This window comes from Pseudomonas sp. RW10S2 (genome assembly GCF_014268985.1).
GTDB lineage: Bacteria > Pseudomonadota > Gammaproteobacteria > Pseudomonadales > Pseudomonadaceae > Aquipseudomonas > Aquipseudomonas wayambapalatensis.
The window spans coordinates 21,247-39,874 of record NZ_JABWRO010000040.1 but is presented as its reverse complement, the minus strand read 5'-3'; the positions used below and the strand labels follow the sequence as shown (position 1 = coordinate 39,874).

The 18,628-nt window shown below is 54.1% G+C and carries 16 protein-coding genes and 1 tRNA gene; 8 read left to right on the top strand and 9 right to left on the bottom strand.

The features are described from left to right. A partial coding sequence (locus tag HU729_RS25830; protein WP_238348349.1) for a hypothetical protein occupies positions 1 to 189 on the bottom strand: 189 nt, incomplete at its 3' end. Positions 190 to 323: 134 nt separating this feature from the next. Here HU729_RS25830 and phnN point away from each other — a divergent pair. Further along, complete coding sequence (gene phnN / locus HU729_RS11325; protein ID WP_186710068.1) at positions 324 to 884, top strand: phosphonate metabolism protein/1,5-bisphosphokinase (PRPP-forming) PhnN; 561 nt, start codon at positions 324 to 326, stop codon at positions 882 to 884. A gap of 105 nt (positions 885 to 989) precedes the next feature. Here the strand turns inward: phnN and HU729_RS11320 are convergent, their stop codons facing one another. The 3 genes from HU729_RS11320 to HU729_RS11310 form a co-directional block, all read right to left on the bottom strand. Then, the gene (locus HU729_RS11320) at positions 990 to 2,285 is read right to left on the bottom strand and encodes an NAD(P)/FAD-dependent oxidoreductase (protein WP_186667680.1); all 1,296 of its coding nucleotides are present in this window, start codon (positions 2,283 to 2,285) and stop codon (positions 990 to 992) included. Positions 2,286 to 2,369: 84 nt separating this feature from the next. Next, positions 2,370 to 2,543 carry a DUF3094 family protein gene (locus tag HU729_RS11315; protein ID WP_054895237.1) on the bottom strand — a complete coding sequence of 58 codons (174 nt, stop codon included), beginning with the start codon at positions 2,541 to 2,543 and terminating at the stop codon, positions 2,370 to 2,372. Positions 2,544 to 2,686: 143 nt separating this feature from the next. Next, positions 2,687 to 3,316 (bottom strand): DUF1780 domain-containing protein, encoded by a 630-nt coding sequence (locus HU729_RS11310; RefSeq protein ID WP_065863331.1) that lies wholly within the window; start codon positions 3,314 to 3,316, stop codon positions 2,687 to 2,689. Positions 3,317 to 3,428: 112 nt separating this feature from the next. On the opposite strand from HU729_RS11310, the gene HU729_RS11305 reads away from it, so the two are divergent. Next, complete coding sequence (locus HU729_RS11305) at positions 3,429 to 4,124, top strand: energy-coupling factor ABC transporter permease (RefSeq protein ID WP_186710067.1); 696 nt, start codon at positions 3,429 to 3,431, stop codon at positions 4,122 to 4,124. Between the two features lie 152 nt (positions 4,125 to 4,276). Here the strand turns inward: HU729_RS11305 and yacG are convergent, their stop codons facing one another. From yacG to HU729_RS11285, 4 genes are read right to left on the bottom strand one after another with little or no spacing between them, the layout of a single operon-like run. Next, complete coding sequence (gene yacG, locus HU729_RS11300; protein WP_054895240.1) at positions 4,277 to 4,477, bottom strand: DNA gyrase inhibitor YacG; 201 nt, start codon at positions 4,475 to 4,477, stop codon at positions 4,277 to 4,279. After that, positions 4,474 to 5,097, bottom strand: coding sequence for a dephospho-CoA kinase (gene coaE, locus HU729_RS11295; RefSeq protein ID WP_186710058.1), 624 nt, complete (start codon positions 5,095 to 5,097; stop codon positions 4,474 to 4,476). Before coaE ends, yacG begins: the two co-directional genes overlap by 4 nt. After that, on the bottom strand, positions 5,097 to 5,963 hold the full coding sequence (locus HU729_RS11290) for an A24 family peptidase (RefSeq protein WP_186710056.1): 867 nt from the start codon (positions 5,961 to 5,963) through the stop codon (positions 5,097 to 5,099). The genes coaE and HU729_RS11290 overlap by 1 nt, the downstream gene beginning before the upstream one ends. A 1-nt stretch (position 5,964) precedes the next feature. Next, entirely contained in the window at positions 5,965 to 7,173 is a 1,209-nt protein-coding gene (locus HU729_RS11285) for a type II secretion system F family protein (protein ID WP_186710053.1), read from the bottom strand. 214 nt (positions 7,174 to 7,387) lie between these two features. On the opposite strand from HU729_RS11285, the gene HU729_RS11280 reads away from it, so the two are divergent. From HU729_RS11280 to HU729_RS11265, 4 genes are all read left to right on the top strand, one after another. Beyond that, positions 7,388 to 7,828, top strand: coding sequence for a pilin (locus tag HU729_RS11280; RefSeq protein ID WP_186710051.1), 441 nt, complete (start codon positions 7,388 to 7,390; stop codon positions 7,826 to 7,828). Between the two features lie 52 nt (positions 7,829 to 7,880). Beyond that, positions 7,881 to 7,956 (top strand) — tRNA-Thr (locus HU729_RS11275). Positions 7,957 to 8,577: 621 nt separating this feature from the next. Continuing rightward, entirely contained in the window at positions 8,578 to 9,075 is a 498-nt protein-coding gene (locus tag HU729_RS11270) for a hypothetical protein (protein WP_186710069.1), read from the top strand. 62 nt (positions 9,076 to 9,137) lie between these two features. Further along, on the top strand, positions 9,138 to 10,049 hold the full coding sequence (locus HU729_RS11265; protein ID WP_186710049.1) for a hypothetical protein: 912 nt from the start codon (positions 9,138 to 9,140) through the stop codon (positions 10,047 to 10,049). Positions 10,050 to 10,072: 23 nt separating this feature from the next. Here the strand turns inward: HU729_RS11265 and HU729_RS11260 are convergent. Next, a protein-coding gene (locus HU729_RS11260; RefSeq protein WP_186710047.1) for an IS5 family transposase occupies positions 10,073 to 10,929 on the bottom strand; the annotation gives its coding sequence in 2 pieces (ribosomal slippage) (positions 10,073 to 10,575 and positions 10,575 to 10,929; 858 coding nt in all). A gap of 935 nt (positions 10,930 to 11,864) precedes the next feature. Between HU729_RS11260 and HU729_RS11255 the strand changes: the two genes are divergently transcribed. Then, positions 11,865 to 15,683 (top strand): hypothetical protein, encoded by a 3,819-nt coding sequence (locus tag HU729_RS11255; RefSeq protein ID WP_186710045.1) that lies wholly within the window; start codon positions 11,865 to 11,867, stop codon positions 15,681 to 15,683. Between the two features lie 548 nt (positions 15,684 to 16,231). Then, positions 16,232 to 18,388: an AAA family ATPase gene (locus tag HU729_RS11250; RefSeq protein ID WP_186710037.1), complete on the top strand. Its 2,157-nt coding sequence runs from the start codon at positions 16,232 to 16,234 to the stop codon at positions 18,386 to 18,388. The last annotated feature ends 240 nt before the right edge of the window (positions 18,389 to 18,628 follow it).

The window sequence follows — 18,628 nt, the reverse complement described above, 5'->3', positions numbered from 1 at the left end:
GTCCCCCTTTTTCTTTTGTCTCGAGAAAATCATTTCGTAACTCGCGGCTGTTTTACTGGGGTTGCAACTGTTCTGTTCAAAATCTGAAGGCCAGCCACAATCTCTGTGGCAGCGGCCGACTTGGCGCGCGAGGGGCTGCTGGATATCCTCCCAGCGATTATCATTCGACCAGCCTGCTGCCGCGTTCATTCTCGGCACCGCCGGGCACAGCGGCATCGGTTTGCCCCGGGCCGTGCAAAGGATCAGTGCTGCGAGAGTCGCATGACCGTGGCGATATCCGCGTCGGTGCGGCAGGTATGGCGAGAAGCGAAGAGGGTGTACTGATGGCAGGCAGGTTGATTTACCTGATCGGGCCGTCCGGATCCGGCAAGGACAGCCTGCTGGACGCCGCCCGCGAACAACTGACAGCGCGTGGCTGTCGCATTGCCCGGCGGGTCATCACCCGGTCTGCCGAAGCGATGGGCGAAGCCGCCCTGGCGGTGAGCGCCGCACAGTTCGAGCAGATGCGCGAGGACGGTGCATTTGCCCTGCACTGGCAGGCCAACGGCCTGCACTACGGCATTCCACGGGTCATCGACCAGTGGCTGGAAGAAGGGCACGACGTGCTGGTGAACGGCTCGCGTGGCTACCTGAATACGGCGCGGCAGCGTTATCCGAATTTGCAGGTGGTACTGCTCAGTGTCGAACAGGACATCCTGCGCCAGCGCCTGCTGGCGCGGGGGCGTGAGTCGCAGGAGGAAGTGCAGGCGCGCTTGGCGCGTAATGCCCGCTTTGCCAGCGAAGCGCGCGAGGCCGACCCCGACTTGCTGGTGCTCGACAACTCCGGGCCATTGGCCGACACCGTCTCGCGTCTGCTCGCGCACCTGGAGCGGCCATGCAACTGACCCTGCTTGGCACTCTGCCCTGCCGATCACGCCAGAGCTTGCCGCACCTGCGCGGAGACGTGCTCGCAAAAAGGGCCGCAAAGCGGCCCTCGTGATCTCAGCTGATCAGTGCAACTTCAGGCGCGGCTCGGTGCCGCGGCCGATCTTGCTGCCGATCATCAGCATCGCCGTGCGGAACACCCCATACAGCGCCATCTGGTGCATGCGGTACAGCGATACATAGAACATCCGCGCCAGCCAACCCTCCAGCATCACGCTGCCGGTCAGGTTGCCCATCAGGTTGCCCACCGCCGAGAACCGCGACAGCGACACCAGCGAGCCGTAGTCCTTGTACGCGTAGGTTGGCAGCGGCTTGTTCTCCAGCCGCGCCTTCAGGCTCTTGGCCAGCATCGATGCCTGCTGGTGCGCCGCCTGCGCCCGCGGCGGCACATTGCGGTCGCTGCCCGGCTGCGGGCAGGCAGCGCAGTCGCCGAAGGCGAAGATGTCGTCATCCCGCGTGGTCTGCAGCGTAGGACGCACCACCAGCTGGTTGATCCGGTTGGTCTCCAGGCCGTCGATATCCTTGAGGAAGCCCGGCGCACGAATACCCGCCGCCCACACTTTCAGGCTCGCTTGGATCACTTCGCCGGTCGCGGTCTTCAGGCCTTCCTCGGTCACTTCGCTGACCGCGGCGTTGGTCATCACCGTCACCCCGAGTTTCTCCAGGGTCTTGTGCACCGGCACGCTGATGCGCTCCGGCAAGGCTGGCAGCACGCGCGGGCCGGCCTCGATCAGGGTGATGTGCATGTCCTTGGGCTGGATGCGGTCCAGGCCGTAGGCGGCCAGCTCGTGCGCAGCGTTGTGCAGCTCCGCCGCCAGTTCCACGCCGGTAGCACCGGCGCCGACGATGGCCACGCTGATCTGCTCGCTGGCCTGATCGCCGGCGTGGGCGCGCAGGTAGTGGTTGAGCAGTTGCTGGTGGAAGCGCTCGGCCTGCTTGCGGCTGTCGAGGAACAGGCAGTGCTGCGCCGCACCCAGGGTGCCGAAGTCGTTGGTGTTGCTGCCCACGGCGATCACCAGGGTGTCGTAGCCCAGAGTGCGCGCGGGCAGCAGCTCGCGGCCTTGTTCGTCGAGGGTCGCAGCCAGCTGGATCTGCTTGCCTTCACGGTCCAGGCCGCTCATGCGCCCCAACTGGAAGTTGAAGTGGTTCCACTTGGCCTGGGCCACGTAGTTCAGCTCGTCTTCCGAGGAGTTCAGCGAGCCGGCAGCCACTTCGTGCAGCAGCGGTTTCCAGATGTGCGTCAGGTTGGCGTCGACCAGAGTGATCTCGGCGCGTTTGCGCTTGCCGAGGCTCTTACCCAGGCGGGTCGCCAGTTCCACGCCGCCGGCGCCGCCGCCGACAATCACGATGCGATGAGTCATGGGGATATCTCACAAGTTTTACGGAATTCCTGGACACAAGGTCCGGCCGCTGCGTGCGAGAGAGGAGGGCGAGCGCAAGGCAGCTCATAGCACCAGTCCACTCAGCAAGCGGCTCAACAGGCCCAGACCAATGGTCACGATCACCACCAGGGCAAGGAGCAGCCAGGGCCTGAAAGGCTTGCGCTCGACTTGATGCTGGGGGGCTCGCAGATACTCATCGACGCGACGCTGATCTTCCGGATTCAGGCGGCTGGTCATGGTGGGCCTCGTGGGTAGACGCTTGGGATGACGAGAACGCTACAACCTTTCCTGCAGCGTTATCGCAAGCACGTGAAACAAATGATAATACCTTTCATCTCCGCCGCCGAGTGTACGCCATCGCAAAGACACCCGGCACGCGATCAAAGACTGATACCGACATCGAACAGAATGCTGCGCCCCAGGTTGCCGCGCAGGAAATCCGGCGCGTCCGGGTGGGCGAACAAGACCCGGGCGAAGGTCGGCCCCACCAGCGACAGCGAGCGCCAGCCCTGGCGCAGGTATTCGGTGGGTGGCGGGAAATGGCTGTTCAGGTCGAGTACTTCGCGCTTGAGGCTGGCGAAGGCGATGATATCCAGCTCGCTCAAGTCCAGCCCGCGCTCGCGGTAGTTGTGCGCCTTCTTGCGCAGGGTCGGGGCCAGGCGCGCGAGCAGCTCCTGCGCGCTGATGCGCCGGGGGCGCGCCTCGCGGCGCACCAGTTGGGCCAGGGAGAAGGCACTGCGCCGGCGCTGCAGTTCCTCGCGCCATTCGTCGTTGAGCCGACGCCCCTCGTCGAGGACGAAGAACACCTCGAACGCCGCATCGCGAAACAGCACGTCTGGCGGCTCTTGCCCGGCCGGGGTGAAGTCTTCGCTGCGGTAGGGAATGTTCAACCCTTGCAGCAGGCGTTGGCAGACCCAACGCTCACGCTCCCATTTGCGGGCATTGGACAGGAACGCGTTGGCTTGTTCGGCCTGGATGGTAAGCAGGCGCAGGTAGTCTGAGTCATCCATGGGAACAAGCTTAGCCTGCAATTGTGAAGGATAAGGGCTTGTTTGTTCGTGGGAATCGTCATCAGGGAATGGGTGTAGACTCGAAAGCATCCGACATGCACGCGAGGTCGCGATGATCAGCGCACAGGTCCTGTCCTCCACCAGCCTAACGCTTGGCTGGCTGGCCTACGTGCCCCTGTTGATCTGGGCGGCCAGCCGCACTCGCTGGGTCGAGCTGTTCAGCGACCCCCGCCGCCAGCACCTGCTGTTCGGCACCGTGTTCGGCCTGTTCGCGCTGTGGCTGGTGCGCCGCGATTTCGACACCGGCGTGTCCTACCACTTCATTGGCATGACTGCCGTGACCCTCCTGCTGGACTGGCCGCTGGCCATACTCGGCGGTTTTCTTGCCCAGCTCGGCCTGCTCGCCCTCGGCCGTCAGGACCTGGCCGCGCTGGGCGTCAACGGCCTGTTGATCATCGGCTTGCCGGTGCTGGTCACCGAGGTGTGCGCGATCCTGGTCGAACGCGCCCAGCCGCGCAACCTGTTCGTCTATATCTTCTGTTCGGGATTCTTCGCCGCCGCCCTGGCGACCTTGCTGTGTCTGATGGCCGCGCTGGGCGTGCTATGGCTGGACGGTCTGTTCGCCATGCCCGAGTGGCTCAGCGATTTCGTCGGCTACCTGTGGCTGATGATATTCCCCGAGGCCTTCATCAACGGCACCGTGATCAGCGCCTTGGTGGTGTTCTGCCCCGAGTGGCTGGAAACCTTCAACCGCACCCGCTACCTGCAGGCCCCATGGAAGGATGAAGAGGGGCAGGGGAAGGGCTGAATCGCCTCTAAAAACCTCTGTGGAACCCCCTTTGGAAGTCACCTGTGGGGAACTGTCTTGTTGAAAATCTAAAGGTCAGCACAGCCCCTGTGGGAGCGGGCTTGTCCCGCGATCACCGGCAAAGCCGGTGCCATCCCCACCCCCTCATCAAATCAATGCCGAGGCTCAAGATCCCCCGAATACAGCTCATCCTCCGACTCCGGCGCCGCTGGAATCTTGTGTTCCTCGGCCGCCCAGGCCCCCAGGTCGATCAGCTTGCAGCGATCCGAGCAGAACGGCCGGTTCGGGCTCTTCTCGCTCCATTCCACAGGTGCGCCACAGGTCGGGCAATCGACGGTCATTGGCTGGCTCAAGGCTGGCCTCCTCGCAAAGTCAGGTAAAAGGCATGCAACTGGTCGATCTGCTGATGCAGCCACGGCAGGTCGCGGTCATTGACCACCACATCGTCGGCATGGCGCAGGCGCTCTTCCCGCGCCAACTGCGCCTTGAGAATCGCCTGCACCTGCTCCTCGCTGATGTTGTCACGCTGCAGCGTGCGCGCGATCTGCACCTCTTGCGGCACATCGATCACCAGGATGCGTTGGGTCTTCTGGTACTGCCCCGACTCGATCAGCAGCGGCGATACATACACCGCGTAGGGCGACTCGGCCTTGGCCAGGTAGCTGAAGATCTCCTGCCCGATCAGCGGGTGCAGCAGTTGCTCGAGCCAGCGCCGCTGCGCAGGGTCGGCAAAGATCTGCTGGCGCAGGGCCGAGCGGTCGAGGGTGCCGTCATCCAGCAGCACGCCCGCACCAAAGCGCTCGACGATGCTCGCCAGCGCCGGCCGACCCGGCTCGACCACCCAGCGCGCCGCCTGGTCGGCATCCACCAGGTGCACGCCAAGTTCGACGAAACGCTCCGCGGCGGCGCTCTTGCCGCTGCCGATGCCGCCGGTCAGTCCGAGAATCCAGGGGGTAAATGCAGCAGTGGTCATCAGTATCCGAGCAGTTGCATGTAGGAAGCGTATATTTCATCACCCCAGAGCCATGCGATCCAGCCCGCAATCGCCAGATAGGGCCCAAAAGGCATCGTCGTCCCCAGCGAAGCCTTGCGCAGGCGCAGCAGACACAGCCCGATCACCGCCCCCACCACCGACGACAGCAACAGTGTCAGCGGCAGCACCTGCCAGCCGCCCCAGGCGCCCAGCAGCGCCAGCAGCTTGAAGTCGCCATAGCCCAAGCCCTCCTTGCCGGTGACCAGCCGAAACAGCCAATACACCGACCACAGGCTCAGGTAACCGACCACCGCCCCCCACAGCGCATCGGCCAGCGGCACGAACAGCCCGAAGGCATTGACCACCAGCCCCAGCCACAGCGTCGGCAGCACCAGCACATCCGGCAGCAATTGATGCTCCGCATCGATCAGGCTCAGTGCCAGCAGGCACCACGTCAGCACCAGCGCCAACAGCGCCTGCACGCTCACCCCGAAATGCCACGCCACCACCAGCGACAGCCCCGCGCAGGCCAGCTCCACCAGCGGATAACGCAGGCTGATCCGCCCCTTGCACGCCGAGCAGCGCCCGCGCAGGGCAAGGTAACTCACCACCGGGATGTTTTCCCACGCCCGAATCCGATGCCCGCAACTGGGGCAGTGTGAGGCCGGCAGGCACAGGTCGAAACGCTCATGCGCCTGCACCGGCATCCCCAGCACCTCCCGCGCCTCGTTCTGCCACTGGCGTTCTAGCATCACCGGCAAGCGATGCACCACCACATTCAGAAAACTGCCCACCAGCAGCCCGAGCACGGCTGCACTCGCCAGGAAAAACCCTGGCTGGTCGGCAAGAAAAGTCCACAGATTCATGTCAGATCAGGCTACCCAACTGGAAGATCGGCAAGTACATGGCCACTACCAGGCCACCTACCAGAACACCGAGGATCAGCACGATGGCTGGCTCCAGCAGGCTGGTCAACTGCTCCAGCGCCTGCCCGACCTGCTCCTCGTAATGACAGGCCGCCTTGTTCAGCATCGCCTCCAGCGTGCCGCTGGATTCACCGATCGCCGTCAACTGCACCAGCAGTGGCGCGAACAACGGCTCCAGCGCCATCGCCTGATGCAGCCCCAAGCCATTGGCCATGCCTTGGCGCAACTGGCGAATCGCCCGCTCGTGCAAGGCATCGCCACTCGCCGCCGCAACGGTCTCCAGCGCATCGAGCAGCACCACCCCCGAACCATAGGCCGTCCCCAGGCTGCGTGCGAAACGCGCCAATGCCGCATGGCTCAACAACCGCCCGAACACCGGCACTCGCAGCGCTTGGCGAATCATCCACAACCGCCCCGGCAGATGCTCCCGGTACAGCTTGCGCAACGCCAGCCCCGCCAGACCGAATACCCCCAGCACACCGAGCAGATGGCGCCCCAGCGCGTCAGACAATTCGATAACCCACCGGGTAAATGCAGGTAGCTCCTTACCCACCCCCGCAAACACCCCCTCGAAGCGTGGCACCACCTCCAGCAACAGCAACGCCGACACCCCAAGCCCCGTCAGCAGCAGAATCAGCGGATACAGCATCGCCTTGCGCACCCGGCGCCGCAGCGCCTGACGCCGCTCCAGCAGGTCTGCCAACTGCTCCAGTTGCCGATCCAGCGTCCCCGACTGCTCGCCGACCCGTACCAGGTTGCAGTACAACGCATCGAACCAACGCGGGTGCCGCTGCAACGCATCCGCCAACCCCAGCCCCGCAGAAACATCCTGCTGCAAGCGCCCCAGCAACCCCACCATCCCAGCGTCAGCACCACTGCGCCCCATCACCTCGAACGCCTGCAGCAGCGGCACTCCCGCTTTCAACAGCGTCGCCAACTGACGCGAAAACCCCGGCGCATCCACCTTCTCCCGTCGCACCGGCAGTTTCCAACCCCGCCCACCCGCAGGCCACACTCGCGCGCCCTCGATGCCCTGGCGTAACAACCCCGCCTGCACGAATGCCGGGCTACGTCCCAGCATCTGCCCACTGACCCGCGCCCCCTGCGCATCCACGCCCTGCCACGCATACAACCGAGTCGAACCCTTCATTCACCAGCTCCTTGCTACACCCCGACAAGCTCCGTAACAGCTTGCCGCGCCCCACCCAGGGCAGAAACTCCAGACGCCCACTAGAGTAGTCGAGCGGACATGACGTCCAGCCACGCAGGGGTGACAAAAGGTGTCCGTTGGGCTCTACTGCGCCCCAGCCGGCCCCGGCCCGCCCAGCGGCTCGCGGCCTGACCGAATCGACAAGGAACCTGTTATGAAAGGCCAACGCGGTATCACCCTCATCGAACTGATGATCGTCGTCGCGATCATCGGCATCCTCGCGACCATCGCGATCCCCATGTACACCAACCACCAGGCCCGCACCAAAGCAGCGGCCGGCCTCCTGGAAATCTCCGCGCTCAAGACCCCGATGGACCTGCGCCTGAACGAAGGCAAGGACGTCGCCGACGTTACCGCGCTGGGCGGGCAACCCACGACCAACCACTGCGCCATCGTCGCCAGCGGCAATGCCGCCGCAGGCACCGGCAGCATCGTCTGCACCCTCGCGGATGCGCCTGCGAACGTGGTGGGCAAGCGCCTGACACTGACCCGTGCGGCGACCGGGTGGGCGTGCAGCACCGACATCGAAGAGGATCTCGCGCCCAGCGGCTGTGCAGGTTCGGCGGGGCAGGGTGGGGCGCAGGGTAATAAGTGAGGGGAAACAGGGGTTTGCGTATGGATGGCGGCGGTGGTAGCTTTGCGGACACGCCGGTGTAGCTCAGTCGGTAGAGCAGCGCACTCGTAACGCGAAGGTCGCAGGTTCGATTCCTGTCTCCGGCACCAGTAAAAATCAAGGCCATCCAGCGATTTTTATGCCATAGCGTAAGTATTCGTGACAGCAGGATGACGGTAAAAGGCCCCGCCAGAATAGTCTGAGCGGGGCCTTTTTTTTGGTCATTATTGGGTATCGAGTTCGATGCGCCGGGCCATAAAGCCTGGCGGCGCTGTCGATCTCAATCTGTGTTTCTGCGGGGTAGGCTCCATTCTGTGCGTAATTGCACCCGTGTGACCGCACGTTTGCATTCGACATGACCAGTCTCACGCATGGCTGAGGGGCAAAAGCAGCATCCACGACCAGCAGCTAACTAGCCGAGCCACATGGCCTGAAAATCTCGATTTCCCGCAGCCCATGTCTCGCGATGCGGCTGACTGTGCCATTTTTCAAACCGGCACACCCATTGCTCATAGCCATGCTCCGTGCGTAGGCTATAGTGTTTGTTAAAAAACGCTCGCTGATCTAATTAAAAAATCGTGTGGCGTGTAACACAGGAAAGGTGCGGTCTACATTGCGTTAGGCTGTAAAAATTATTTATGGAAATTGAATAATGCATTTTCAGTATTTTGTGTTGAGAAGAACCAAGATTTTTTGGCTGTACTCACCAGTTCAAATACACAGTGGACGTCATGAATCCTATCCAGTGGCTTGAAAAAAATGCCCCAGGTTTCGACACGTTGTCGGGGAAAGAGCGCGCAGCTATTACTCACTTTGTTCTGTTGTGGAGTCTCTTCGAAGCTCGCGCTCTCTCAACATGCGGCTCTTCCAGAGCAATTCTCGCGCTTACACATGAGTGGTTGGCGCAAGGCCGTCTAGTTAGCGAATCGTTTTCTGAAAGCCTTTTGTACTTTCAACAACGGTACTATTCAAATGGCGTGGAAACCGACTATCTTTCCGGACTAAATCTCCGGTCGAATGATTGTCGTGACTTGGTTTACGATGTTCTAAAGGGTGACAACACAAATCCAGCAGATTGCGTCGCCGTGCTTCTCATCGTTGTTTATCGGATTCGAAACAATCTTTTTCATGGCGTAAAGTGGGCTTATGGGGTTCAAGGGCAACTGAACAATTTTACACATGCCAATGCCACACTCATGAGTGCACTTTCAATTGTAGGGCTGCCGTGATAACACCCAATTCCGCCGATTGTATCGGAGGTTAGGGTTTATCTCCAGTTAAAAGGACTCTCATGGAAGAAAAGCCGAATTACATCGAAGATGCTGTCTCTATCGCTATTGGTAGCCAGTTATCTTTACTGAGCTTTCCGTTTCTACGTTACTCCATTGTGCCCATCTCTAGGGGGCGTGAACGGTGGCTGGGCGCCGATGCTAGGCTAGTCAGCGGGAAGCGCTTCCTTCCTTTTTATATGCAGTTTAAGCGTCCTTTCGCGCATACTGTCCCAAGTCGCGCGCAGATTATCAAGGATCGTAACAAGTTGTCGCCCAAGCTATCCACTGAGCCCCGAACGCTGTTTTTTTCATTGCAACATAAGCTTAAACACCACAAGGACTTCCAGCATAACGTCCTGTATAGACTGCGGAAGAAGTTGCGAGTACAGAATCGCGGAGATGCAGCCTACGTGTGTCCACTGTTTCTTGACAGACAAACGTATTTCTTGCATTCGCACATGGCGGGTATCCTTCGGTGGGCGCGGCATTGGCCATCGCGTCCATACAATAAACACGCTCTCGATATTACTAATGCATCTGGAAGCACAATTTCTCTGCTAGATATTCCCCTACTCTCCGAGCACATATCCATTCCGCCTCATGAGCTAGTGACCACTGCGGCGCATAAGTACAGTTTCACTGAACGTGGCGACGAGGTGTGCTTTCACTCGCCAAAGTATCTTCCAGAGGGCAGCTTTCTTTTCCATCAGTGGCTGGGCAGCTTGATTTCCTCGGCAAGCTCAGATGACCGATTAACGGCTTTAGGTGATAGCCGCCACGACCTAGAAGAACTTGTTTCAGCAGCGCTCGGAGAGAACCAACAGGAATTTAAACTGCCGAAAGATCCTAGCCTCGCCTGGTTCGCATGGGGCGAGTATCTCAGTCGTCACTACGCCATTGAGCAATATGCTGTCATCGCACATAAGTTCTAGAGTGATATTTCTGAAACACCACACTAGGCTCTGTCTGAAAAAAGCCGCCGCATACACCGCATGACGCAAGCCAGCGAGACCATTGCGGCATAACTTTTTGCGAGCTTGTCGAAGCGCGTGACGATTCGGCGGTTCTCTTTTAGCCAGCCGAACATGCGTTCGATGATGTTGCGCTGTTGATATTTGGGGCGATCAAACAGTCTCGGCAAGCCGGGTTTGGGCTTGCGCTTCATTGAGCGTAGTGGAATGACCGGCTGCACCCGATATCGATCGCAGTAACGGCGCAAGGCCTCGCCGTCGTAGCCTTTGTCAGCCAGCAACCATTTGCATCGTTTGCGTGGACGACCACGCTGATTTGTCGGGATGCTGACATCATCAAGCAACGGCTGGGCATAGCTGATGTCGCTGGTTTGGCCGCCAGAGAGAAGGAAGCGCAACGGTATCCCGTTGGCGTCGCAGAGCATATGGATTTTGGTTGTCAGGCCGCCGCGACTGCGGCCTAGAGCGTGATCGGCAGGCTCGTCAGCCCCCCTTTTTTCCGCGCTCCAGATGAAGCACGGGTTGCTCGAACAGCGGTCGAATCAATCATCCAGGTGTGGGGATCGATCAAGCCTTTGTCATTGAGTCTGAGGTGCAATCGTCTGAGCATCTGATCGAATGTTCCGCGGTTTCGCCAGAGTCGGAAGCGGTGATAGACCGTCGCCCAAGATCCGAAGCGCTCGGGCATATCTCGCCAGGCTGCTCCTGAGCAGAGCACCCAGAGCACACCATCGAGCATCAAGCGATCACTGCTGCGGGGCCTGCCCCTGACGTGGGCCGCCGTAAAGAGGTCGGCGACCACTGCCCATGCTTCATCCGAGAGTTCATAACGCTTTGCCATCACAGAATTCCTTTCCGTAGATGGCCGGCGACTGTACAGAACCCAGGCTGTTCCGAGGCCACATTTCAGTTTCTTGGGATTTCAGACAGAGCCTAGAACATCGCCTAGATCGACACAGCAGGATGGCGCGGTACTACTACTTTCTGACCGTGCGGTTACTCGTTCTTCGTTTACAAAAAACATGGGTGTTCAACCTCCGAGCGAGGATCTGATTTTGATAGGTACGATTGACAGCAATCGAACCGAAGTTGTCATTCGCGGAAATTGGCAATCGGGTAGAAGAGAGCTATGTTTCTAGCTAAAAATTTCTGGGAGAAAGTTATGTCTTGGCTACAGCTTTGATGCGTATCTATTAATAAGATATATCAACTGATGGTCTACTATGTTATGCCGCGTCGTCTGTCGATGAGTGCTGTAAGTGCGATCTTAATGGTTATTTGCTTGTTTTATTTATCAGGTGAGCGCATCTGGAAAGTGTTTTGGGTGCCATTATATCTGCAAGGGATTTTGGTGCGAACAATGAGGGGTTGTCTGTGATGAGGTATTGGCTGATAGTGTTTTATGTTGTTGCGTAAGCAAGGCTACGCATGCAGGCTGATGTAATATAAATTATAAAAATGGCGACGATTTTTCTTTAATTACACATATGCTATGCTTATAGGTTGACGCAGAGACGCATTGGTATATGGCGCAGAGTAGAGGTTCCCATACTGTATAAGGTTACGGTACGCTTATGGCTTATCGTTAAGCTGCCACAAGGGGAATGCAGGTTCGCATGTAAGGCAGTAAATCACGCTCTATTTAACCGTCCGCAAGGATTGCACCAGTAATTACATGCATTCACCTTGATTCAATGTCCACAAATTGCGCCTAAAAGTTAAGCTGCTTTGAGGTTTTTAATTTTTAAGGCTAACTCAGAATTAATCGAGAAACCCATGCGATTTTATGAGCTTGAAAAAACTGACATATCTAATCTCAATGACGGTGATCTTAGGGAGCTAGTCGCTCGGCTATGCGAGGCGGAGTTAGCGCAGCAAGGAGTCGGGCCGGTTTGTGTGCTGTGGGGGGGAGCACAGGAAGCTGCAGATGGTGGTTTGGATGTTCATGTGAAAAATGCGGGAAATCTCAAGAGCTCAGGCTTTGTTCCTAGGGCGAACGTAGGCTTTCAAGTAAAGAAAAATAGTATGAGCAGAGCAGCTTGTACTAAGGAAATGTTAGAGAAAACGGGCTTACCTAAAGAGGTAATCTCCGAGTTAGCAAAAAATGATGGGGCATACATAATTGTTAGTGGGAAGGATGATTGTAGTGAAAGGATGCTTGTCGAACGAGTCTCAGGAATGCAAGCCGCGATTGTAAGTTTGGTGGGTAAAAGCGATTTTCTAGTTGATTTTTATGGTAGAGACCGTTTATTGGCTTGGCTAAGACTGTATCCAGGTGTTGCTCTTTGGGTTCGTTCACGTCTAGGAAAGCCTTTAACAGGATGGAAACCTTTCGGAAGGTGGGCTCAAACTCCAGTAGATAAAGACGACGAGTTTTTGTCGGACAGTCATCCCTGTGTAATCGATACAAGTTCAAACAACAAAACTCCACTGGCAATGGCTGAGGGGATATCGCTACTGCGTGAAAGGCTGCGTGAAGTCGGTAGCGCTATCAGGATTACCGGACTTTCGGGTGTTGGTAAAACTCGATTAGCCCAAGCTCTCTTTGAACCGAATGTGGCTGAAGGTGCGTTATCTGCAACAAACGTAGTGTATGCAGATTTGGGGGATGAGCTAACTCCGACAGCATCAGAATTTATATCCTATCTCATTGCGAATAATCTCTCTGTCAACGTCATTTTGGATAATTGCCCATCCGATGTACACGGAAAGCTACAAAGGCAGATATCTCAACATATGTCGAAAATTTGTCTTCTTACTATTGAATATGATATTTCAGATGATACACCTGAAGAAACGCATGTAATTCATATTGAGCCATGTAGCGAGGAAACTGTAGCGTCTCTAGTACGTAGGCGATTCCCTGAGCTCCAAGAAATTAACGCAAGGAAAATATCGGAATTTGCGGGTGGTAACGCAAGGGTCGCCTTGGCGCTTGCCAGCAGAGTGAAGCCCGACGAGACGTTATCCAAGTTTACGGATGAAAGTCTATTTAATCGACTGTTTGAGCAGCGGAAGGGTAAGGCCGGGAGTTTATTAGATGATGCTGCAGTTTTGTCGCTTGTTTATTCTTTTAATGTTTCTCAAACAGAATTTCATGATGAGCTTGAAAAGTTATCTCTGATTAGTGAAATTCCACGTGCGAGGCTTTATCAGTCTCATGCTGAGCTATTAAGGCGTCAGTTGAGCCAAAAGCGTGGAGATTGGCGTGCAGTACTACCTCATGCTTTGGCAAATCGCCTTGCACGTAGAGCGCTTGAGAATATTACCCCGCATGACATCAACTCAGAACTATTCAAACCTGAAAGTTTTCGTCTTTTTAAGTCTTGTGCTCATCGAATCGGTTACTTGCATGATTTTGATTTCGCACAAAAATTAGCTTGGACATGGATACAGCCTGGAGCACCGTTGTATGATCTTACTGTTTGTAGTGATGAGCAGCTCCAGGTGGTCGATTATATAGCGCCAGTTTTCCCTGATGCCGTCATAAACGCTATCGAAGTTGCAGTCGAAAGCCAAAATTTCGAATCTGACGGCAAGGAGTATTTCGATAAATTTATTGATTTGCTTTGTAAGTTGGCCTACGAAGATCGTAATTTTGATCGGGTAATTAATATAATATTTAGGTTTGCAACGCCAGCTTCTACTTTGGGTGACGATACTATTTTTAATGGCGTGCGAGATCTATTCTCGTTGTACTTGTCGGGGACTCAAGCTTTGCCCAGTCGTAGGCAACATGCTCTCGGTCGATTATTGATGTCAAGTAATAAAAGACATCAAGATATTGCAGTGCTGCTTTTTCAATCCGCATTCCAATCTGTGCACTGGTCATCCTCTAAAGGTTTTAATTTCGGTGCCCATATTAGAACATACGGATGGGAGCCTAAGACAAATCAAGAGGCATTAGAATGGTATGAGGGTTTTATCAACGTTTTACAACCTTGCTTACGCTCTGGCGAGCTTGATAGAAGATCTCGAGCACGGAAAATTATAGCTAGTCATTTTAGAGGTTTATGGTCTTTTGTAGGTTGCTATAATGTATTAGAGGAATTGGTGGTTTCACAATGCAAAATAGATCAGTGGGTTGAGATCTGGCAACCTATAAAGCAAACTATAAGTTTTGATGGTAAGAATTTTTCCCCATTGGTTCTCAGGCGTCTCGAAGCTTTAGAAACGCTTACCTATCCATCAGATTTGCGTGCTGAGATAGAAGCTTACGTGTTTCGTCCCATATGGGATCATCTATATCAGACCAATGAAGATTTTAATGAGGTAGAAAAGAGAGTAAGTGAAAAGATTGTTGAGCTTGGACGGCAGGTTTCTTCCGACCTCCCATATTTGGAGTCTCTTGGTAGTAGACTATATCAAAACGATAATGCACCTTTGTTTTTATTCGGGAGAGGTTTGGCCAAGGGCGCGCTGTCGCAAGGAGATATGTTCGACTTCCTGGTTAATTTATTGCAGTCTCATGACTATGAGCTGAAGAGGCCTCATATATTTTCCGGATTGATCAATGAAATTCATAGCTCTAACCAGGTATTAGCACGCCAGCTCCGAGAAAAGGTGGTAGATATTCCTAAGTTATCATCGCATTTTGTTGAGTTGCTAATATCGACAGATGTTGAACCTTGGGGGGTTGAGCTGCTTATTGAAATGGCTCGTAAAAAAGATGTAGCTGCATGGGAATTGCAGAAATTAGGTCATGGCCGGGTTCACGCAAAAATATCCGATATGAAACTAGCTGAGCTCATTGAGGAAACTATTAATCTTGAGTTCGGTGCTTCTGTAGCTTTAGATATTTTGTCAATGCGTTTTTTCACTGAAAATAGAACCGCTCCTCCAGATGTTACGCTTATTGTTGCTGGTAGATCTGCGATCAGTCGTTATTTGGAAACTCATGCTAATAGTGCAAGTAGAGCTATTCCAAGTGGGATAGAGCGAGTGTTGCAAATTTGTATCAATCAAAATTCCCCTAAAGAATTCATATCTAGGGTGATTGAATGTATTGGCGAAGGTTTGAAAGTTGGCCGGTTTTACAGTCATGATGTTCCAAGCATTATAAAGGCAGTCGTAATCTCGTTTCCGGAAATGCTGTTAGATTATTGCTACGCTCCTGAAAACATCTCGAGATTATCGACCAGGTTGTTTAAGGATGCGGGTGGAAGGGATCAGCCTTCTTTAAATTTGGTATCCCCCGAGCGTTTGATTGCTTGGTGTAATAGCGATCAAAACAAAATCGAGTATCTGATTGGTGCGATTCAAATCTACGTGTCTTCCGATACTTCAGATGACATGCTCAGTGTTCCGAAAGAGGTAAACATTAGTCTTCATGCTCTAGAGCTTCTTCGAGTGGCTGCGAATAAATCCAAAGTTCTTGAGGTTTTCGTAAGAAGAATGATGCCAAGTTGTTGGTCTTCTCTAGCAGATATTCTGGAAGTAAGAACGAGAGCATTTGCTACGCTTGTAGATCATGATTTATCTGAAGTGCGTGAGTTTGTTCAAACTAGGCTTCCAATAATTGAGGCATCAAATCAGCGGGAAAGAGAGTCTGAAGCTGTCAGGAACTCCGAGATGGAACAACGTTTCGAAAGTTAAATTATATTCGCTTTGTTTGCGCGCCTCAACACAACGCTGTGTTGAGGCTATTTATGTGAGTTTTCAATTTCCCTTGATGCTTTTTGATTAGCGATTTTCATGCGGGTATCGTGCGTCGGTCCTATCATTTCACTAGCGTCACCGCTGCGAGAACCACCAGCGTCCCAGAACCGCACACATTTCCAGCATTACCCCCCCCATGGGAGCTGCGCTTGCGGGGGGTGGGCTGCGAAGCAGCCCCAGTGCCCTTGACTGATAGGCACTGATGTGTACGAGCTTGATCAGGATGTCAGTCAGAATACTCATAGCCGTTGTGCGGAAAGTGGCCTGTGGAGGTGGGCTTGGTGATTCGCCACGCTCAAGGCCGAGGTCTGCCTGCAGACGCCGGCCAAAGCTTCCCATCGGTCTCTGGGCTGCTCAGCGACGTAACCCCAAGTGCTTTGATACCACTCGCCTAAGGTCGATGTGGCAGGCGTTTCTGTGCTCGCCTATGCTCGTGGTCGCCGACAGAGATGGCGCAAAGCCACTTAACACTCAGGAGTCAGGTTGTGATCACGGAATTGAACATTGATGGCGTTACTAGCTACAAATCCAAATCTACCCTCTCACCTACCAACAAAACGTCCCTGATTTATGGGCTGAACGGTGCAGGAAAGAGCACCATCTCTGAGTATTTGTACAATCAAACTGATCCTCGGTTCGCTAAATGCAGCCTGAAAACTAGCCAGCCATGTGAAATTTTGGTCTACAACCAAAGCTTCCTGAATGACTACTTTTACGAGGAGGATAATTTAAGAGGCATTTTCACCCTCTCGAAAGAAAACAAGGTTGCACTCCAGCAAATCGAAGTTGAAACCAAAGAGCTGGAGAAGCATCTGGCTGCTCAGCAGGCCAACTCAGATCTTGCGACTCAAAATTCCACTGCACTCGAACAAGAAAAATCCAAAGCGAGCAAAAAAGTCTGGGAAATTAAAACGAATTTCGCAGGTGGTGACCGTGTTCTGGAATTCTGTTTGGATGGTTTGAAAAAGACGGAACCTCTATTTCAGCATATTATTGGTCTGCCGTTACCGGAGGCCGCACCTGGTTATACGGCCGATGATTTGAAGGCCGAGGCCTCGTCAATCGAGGGTGAGGGTGCAGCTCCGTTCGCAAAAATCCCACTACTTTCGGCTGGCTGGTTTGGAATTGAAGAGGATTCGCTCTGGTCCAAGATCATCGTTGGTAGTCAGGAGGGTTCAGTTGCTCAGTTCATATCCAAGGCCGGAAACTCGGACTGGGTAAAGCAAGGGCTTCGGTACATTGAAGATGATCAGGATCGTCAAACCTGCCCATTTTGTCAGCAGGAGACGATTACTCAAAAAGTCATAGACTCGATCAGACAAGTATTCGATGAGGCCTATGAACTGGATGTTAATCAGCTGGAGTCATACAAGACACGATATGAATCGCTGACCTCCAGCCTGAACCTTCAGGATATTTCAAACTTTCCGCTTGCCAGCAAAGAGCTTGTGGACGCTTGGAGCATCGCATGCGAAGCTCTGAAGGCGTCAATCCGCGAAAACGTTCTTCTCATCGACAATAAGCTCAAAAGTCCAAGCACGCCGGTTGCTCTCACGGATACTCAGTCTACCGTCAACACGATCAATGAATTGATCGGCGGTCTGAACGAACTGATCGATGCCCATAACGTCAAACTGGCGAACAAGAAAAAGACTCTGGATGACATCAGCTCGCGTTTTTGGGCTCTGATGCGATGGGATTATGACCAAACAATTTCTGCTTATTCGCAGGCAGCTTCTGAACTTAGCGTCAAGGCAAAAGAAATCCGTCAAGATGGCATTAAGATAAATTCAGATGTGGCGCTGACTAATAGTAATCTTGCCACTCTTAGGAAGCAAACGGTCAATATTGAAGAGTCGATTGAGAACATCAATGCTGGGTTAGTAGAGATTGGCATTGATGGCTTTTCTGTCGTGCCATACGGGGATGATTTCTATCGGGTTTCAAGGACAATTGATCAGGCGAATGCGTTTCACTCGCTGAGCGAGGGCGAGAAAACGGTCATTAGCTTTCTATACTTTATGGAACTTTGCAAAGGGCAGAAGACAGCTGAAGCGGTGCCTCAAGCCAAAGTCGTAGTAATTGATGACCCAATTTCCAGTCTTTCTCATCTCTATGTGTTCAATATCGGTCAGTTGATTAAAAAGTACTTTATTAGCGATAATCTCTACAAGCAAGTCTTCGTATTGACTCACAGCTTGTATTTCTTCTATGAGTTAACGCATACCAATAAGGAGAATCGTGCGAAAACTCAACATCTCTTTAGGGTCTTCAAAAATACGAATGGAAGCTCCGTGATTCCGATGAAGTACGAGGAAATTCAGAACGATTATCAATCGTACTGGTCAATCATAAAGGATCAAGCCTCACCACCTGCGCTGATTGCGAACTGTATGCGGAATATTGTCGAGTATTTCTTCAATTTTGTTCAGAAGAAGGATTTTAACAACGTTTTCCAGAAGCCAGCCTTGTCGACGGATAAATTTACGACGTTCTACAGGTATATGAACCGAGAGTCTCATTCCTTGGGCCAGAATATTTTTGACATAAAGGAATTTGATCATGACGTGTTCAAAGACGGCCTCAGGCTGATTTTTGAGGAGTGTGGATATGCTGAACACTACCAGGCTATGAGCAAGTAAATCTGTCCTGGGCCTGGCATTCGCAAATGAGGCGAATGCTCGGTCCCATGGCTATTCGCGCAAGTTCTGAGCGAGTGCCAGTCCAACCTGCATCATTCCTGAACTGTTTTGAGAGCAGCGCAGGCGCTGAATGTTGCCACTGGGGTATTGGTGGAGGGGAGTCTTGCTATTAGGCTTGTGCCGCCCGGTGATGCCAGATAGGGCGCGTTAGGCATGACTTTTGTAGACACCCATGTCCGC

What these genes read in the sequence shown, in the direction of transcription:
- HU729_RS11320 (WP_186667680.1), bottom strand. Translation starts at nt 2,285, where the DNA reads ATGACTCATCGCATCGTGATTGTCGGCGGCGGCGCCGGCGGCGTGGAA.
- HU729_RS11280 (WP_186710051.1), top strand. Translation starts at nt 7,388, where the DNA reads ATGAAAGGCCAACGCGGTATCACCCTCATCGAACTGATGATCGTCGTC.
- HU729_RS11265 (WP_186710049.1), top strand. Translation starts at nt 9,138, where the DNA reads ATGGAAGAAAAGCCGAATTACATCGAAGATGCTGTCTCTATCGCTATT.
- coaE (WP_186710058.1), bottom strand. Translation starts at nt 5,097, where the DNA reads ATGACCACTGCTGCATTTACCCCCTGGATTCTCGGACTGACCGGCGGC.
- HU729_RS11305 (WP_186710067.1), top strand. Translation starts at nt 3,429, where the DNA reads ATGATCAGCGCACAGGTCCTGTCCTCCACCAGCCTAACGCTTGGCTGG.
- phnN (WP_186710068.1), top strand. Translation starts at nt 324, where the DNA reads ATGGCAGGCAGGTTGATTTACCTGATCGGGCCGTCCGGATCCGGCAAG.
- HU729_RS11290 (WP_186710056.1), bottom strand. Translation starts at nt 5,963, where the DNA reads ATGAATCTGTGGACTTTTCTTGCCGACCAGCCAGGGTTTTTCCTGGCG.
- HU729_RS11310 (WP_065863331.1), bottom strand. Translation starts at nt 3,316, where the DNA reads ATGGATGACTCAGACTACCTGCGCCTGCTTACCATCCAGGCCGAACAA.
- HU729_RS11270 (WP_186710069.1), top strand. Translation starts at nt 8,578, where the DNA reads ATGAATCCTATCCAGTGGCTTGAAAAAAATGCCCCAGGTTTCGACACG.
- HU729_RS11285 (WP_186710053.1), bottom strand. Translation starts at nt 7,173, where the DNA reads ATGAAGGGTTCGACTCGGTTGTATGCGTGGCAGGGCGTGGATGCGCAG.
- HU729_RS11255 (WP_186710045.1), top strand. Translation starts at nt 11,865, where the DNA reads ATGCGATTTTATGAGCTTGAAAAAACTGACATATCTAATCTCAATGAC.
- HU729_RS11315 (WP_054895237.1), bottom strand. Translation starts at nt 2,543, where the DNA reads ATGACCAGCCGCCTGAATCCGGAAGATCAGCGTCGCGTCGATGAGTAT.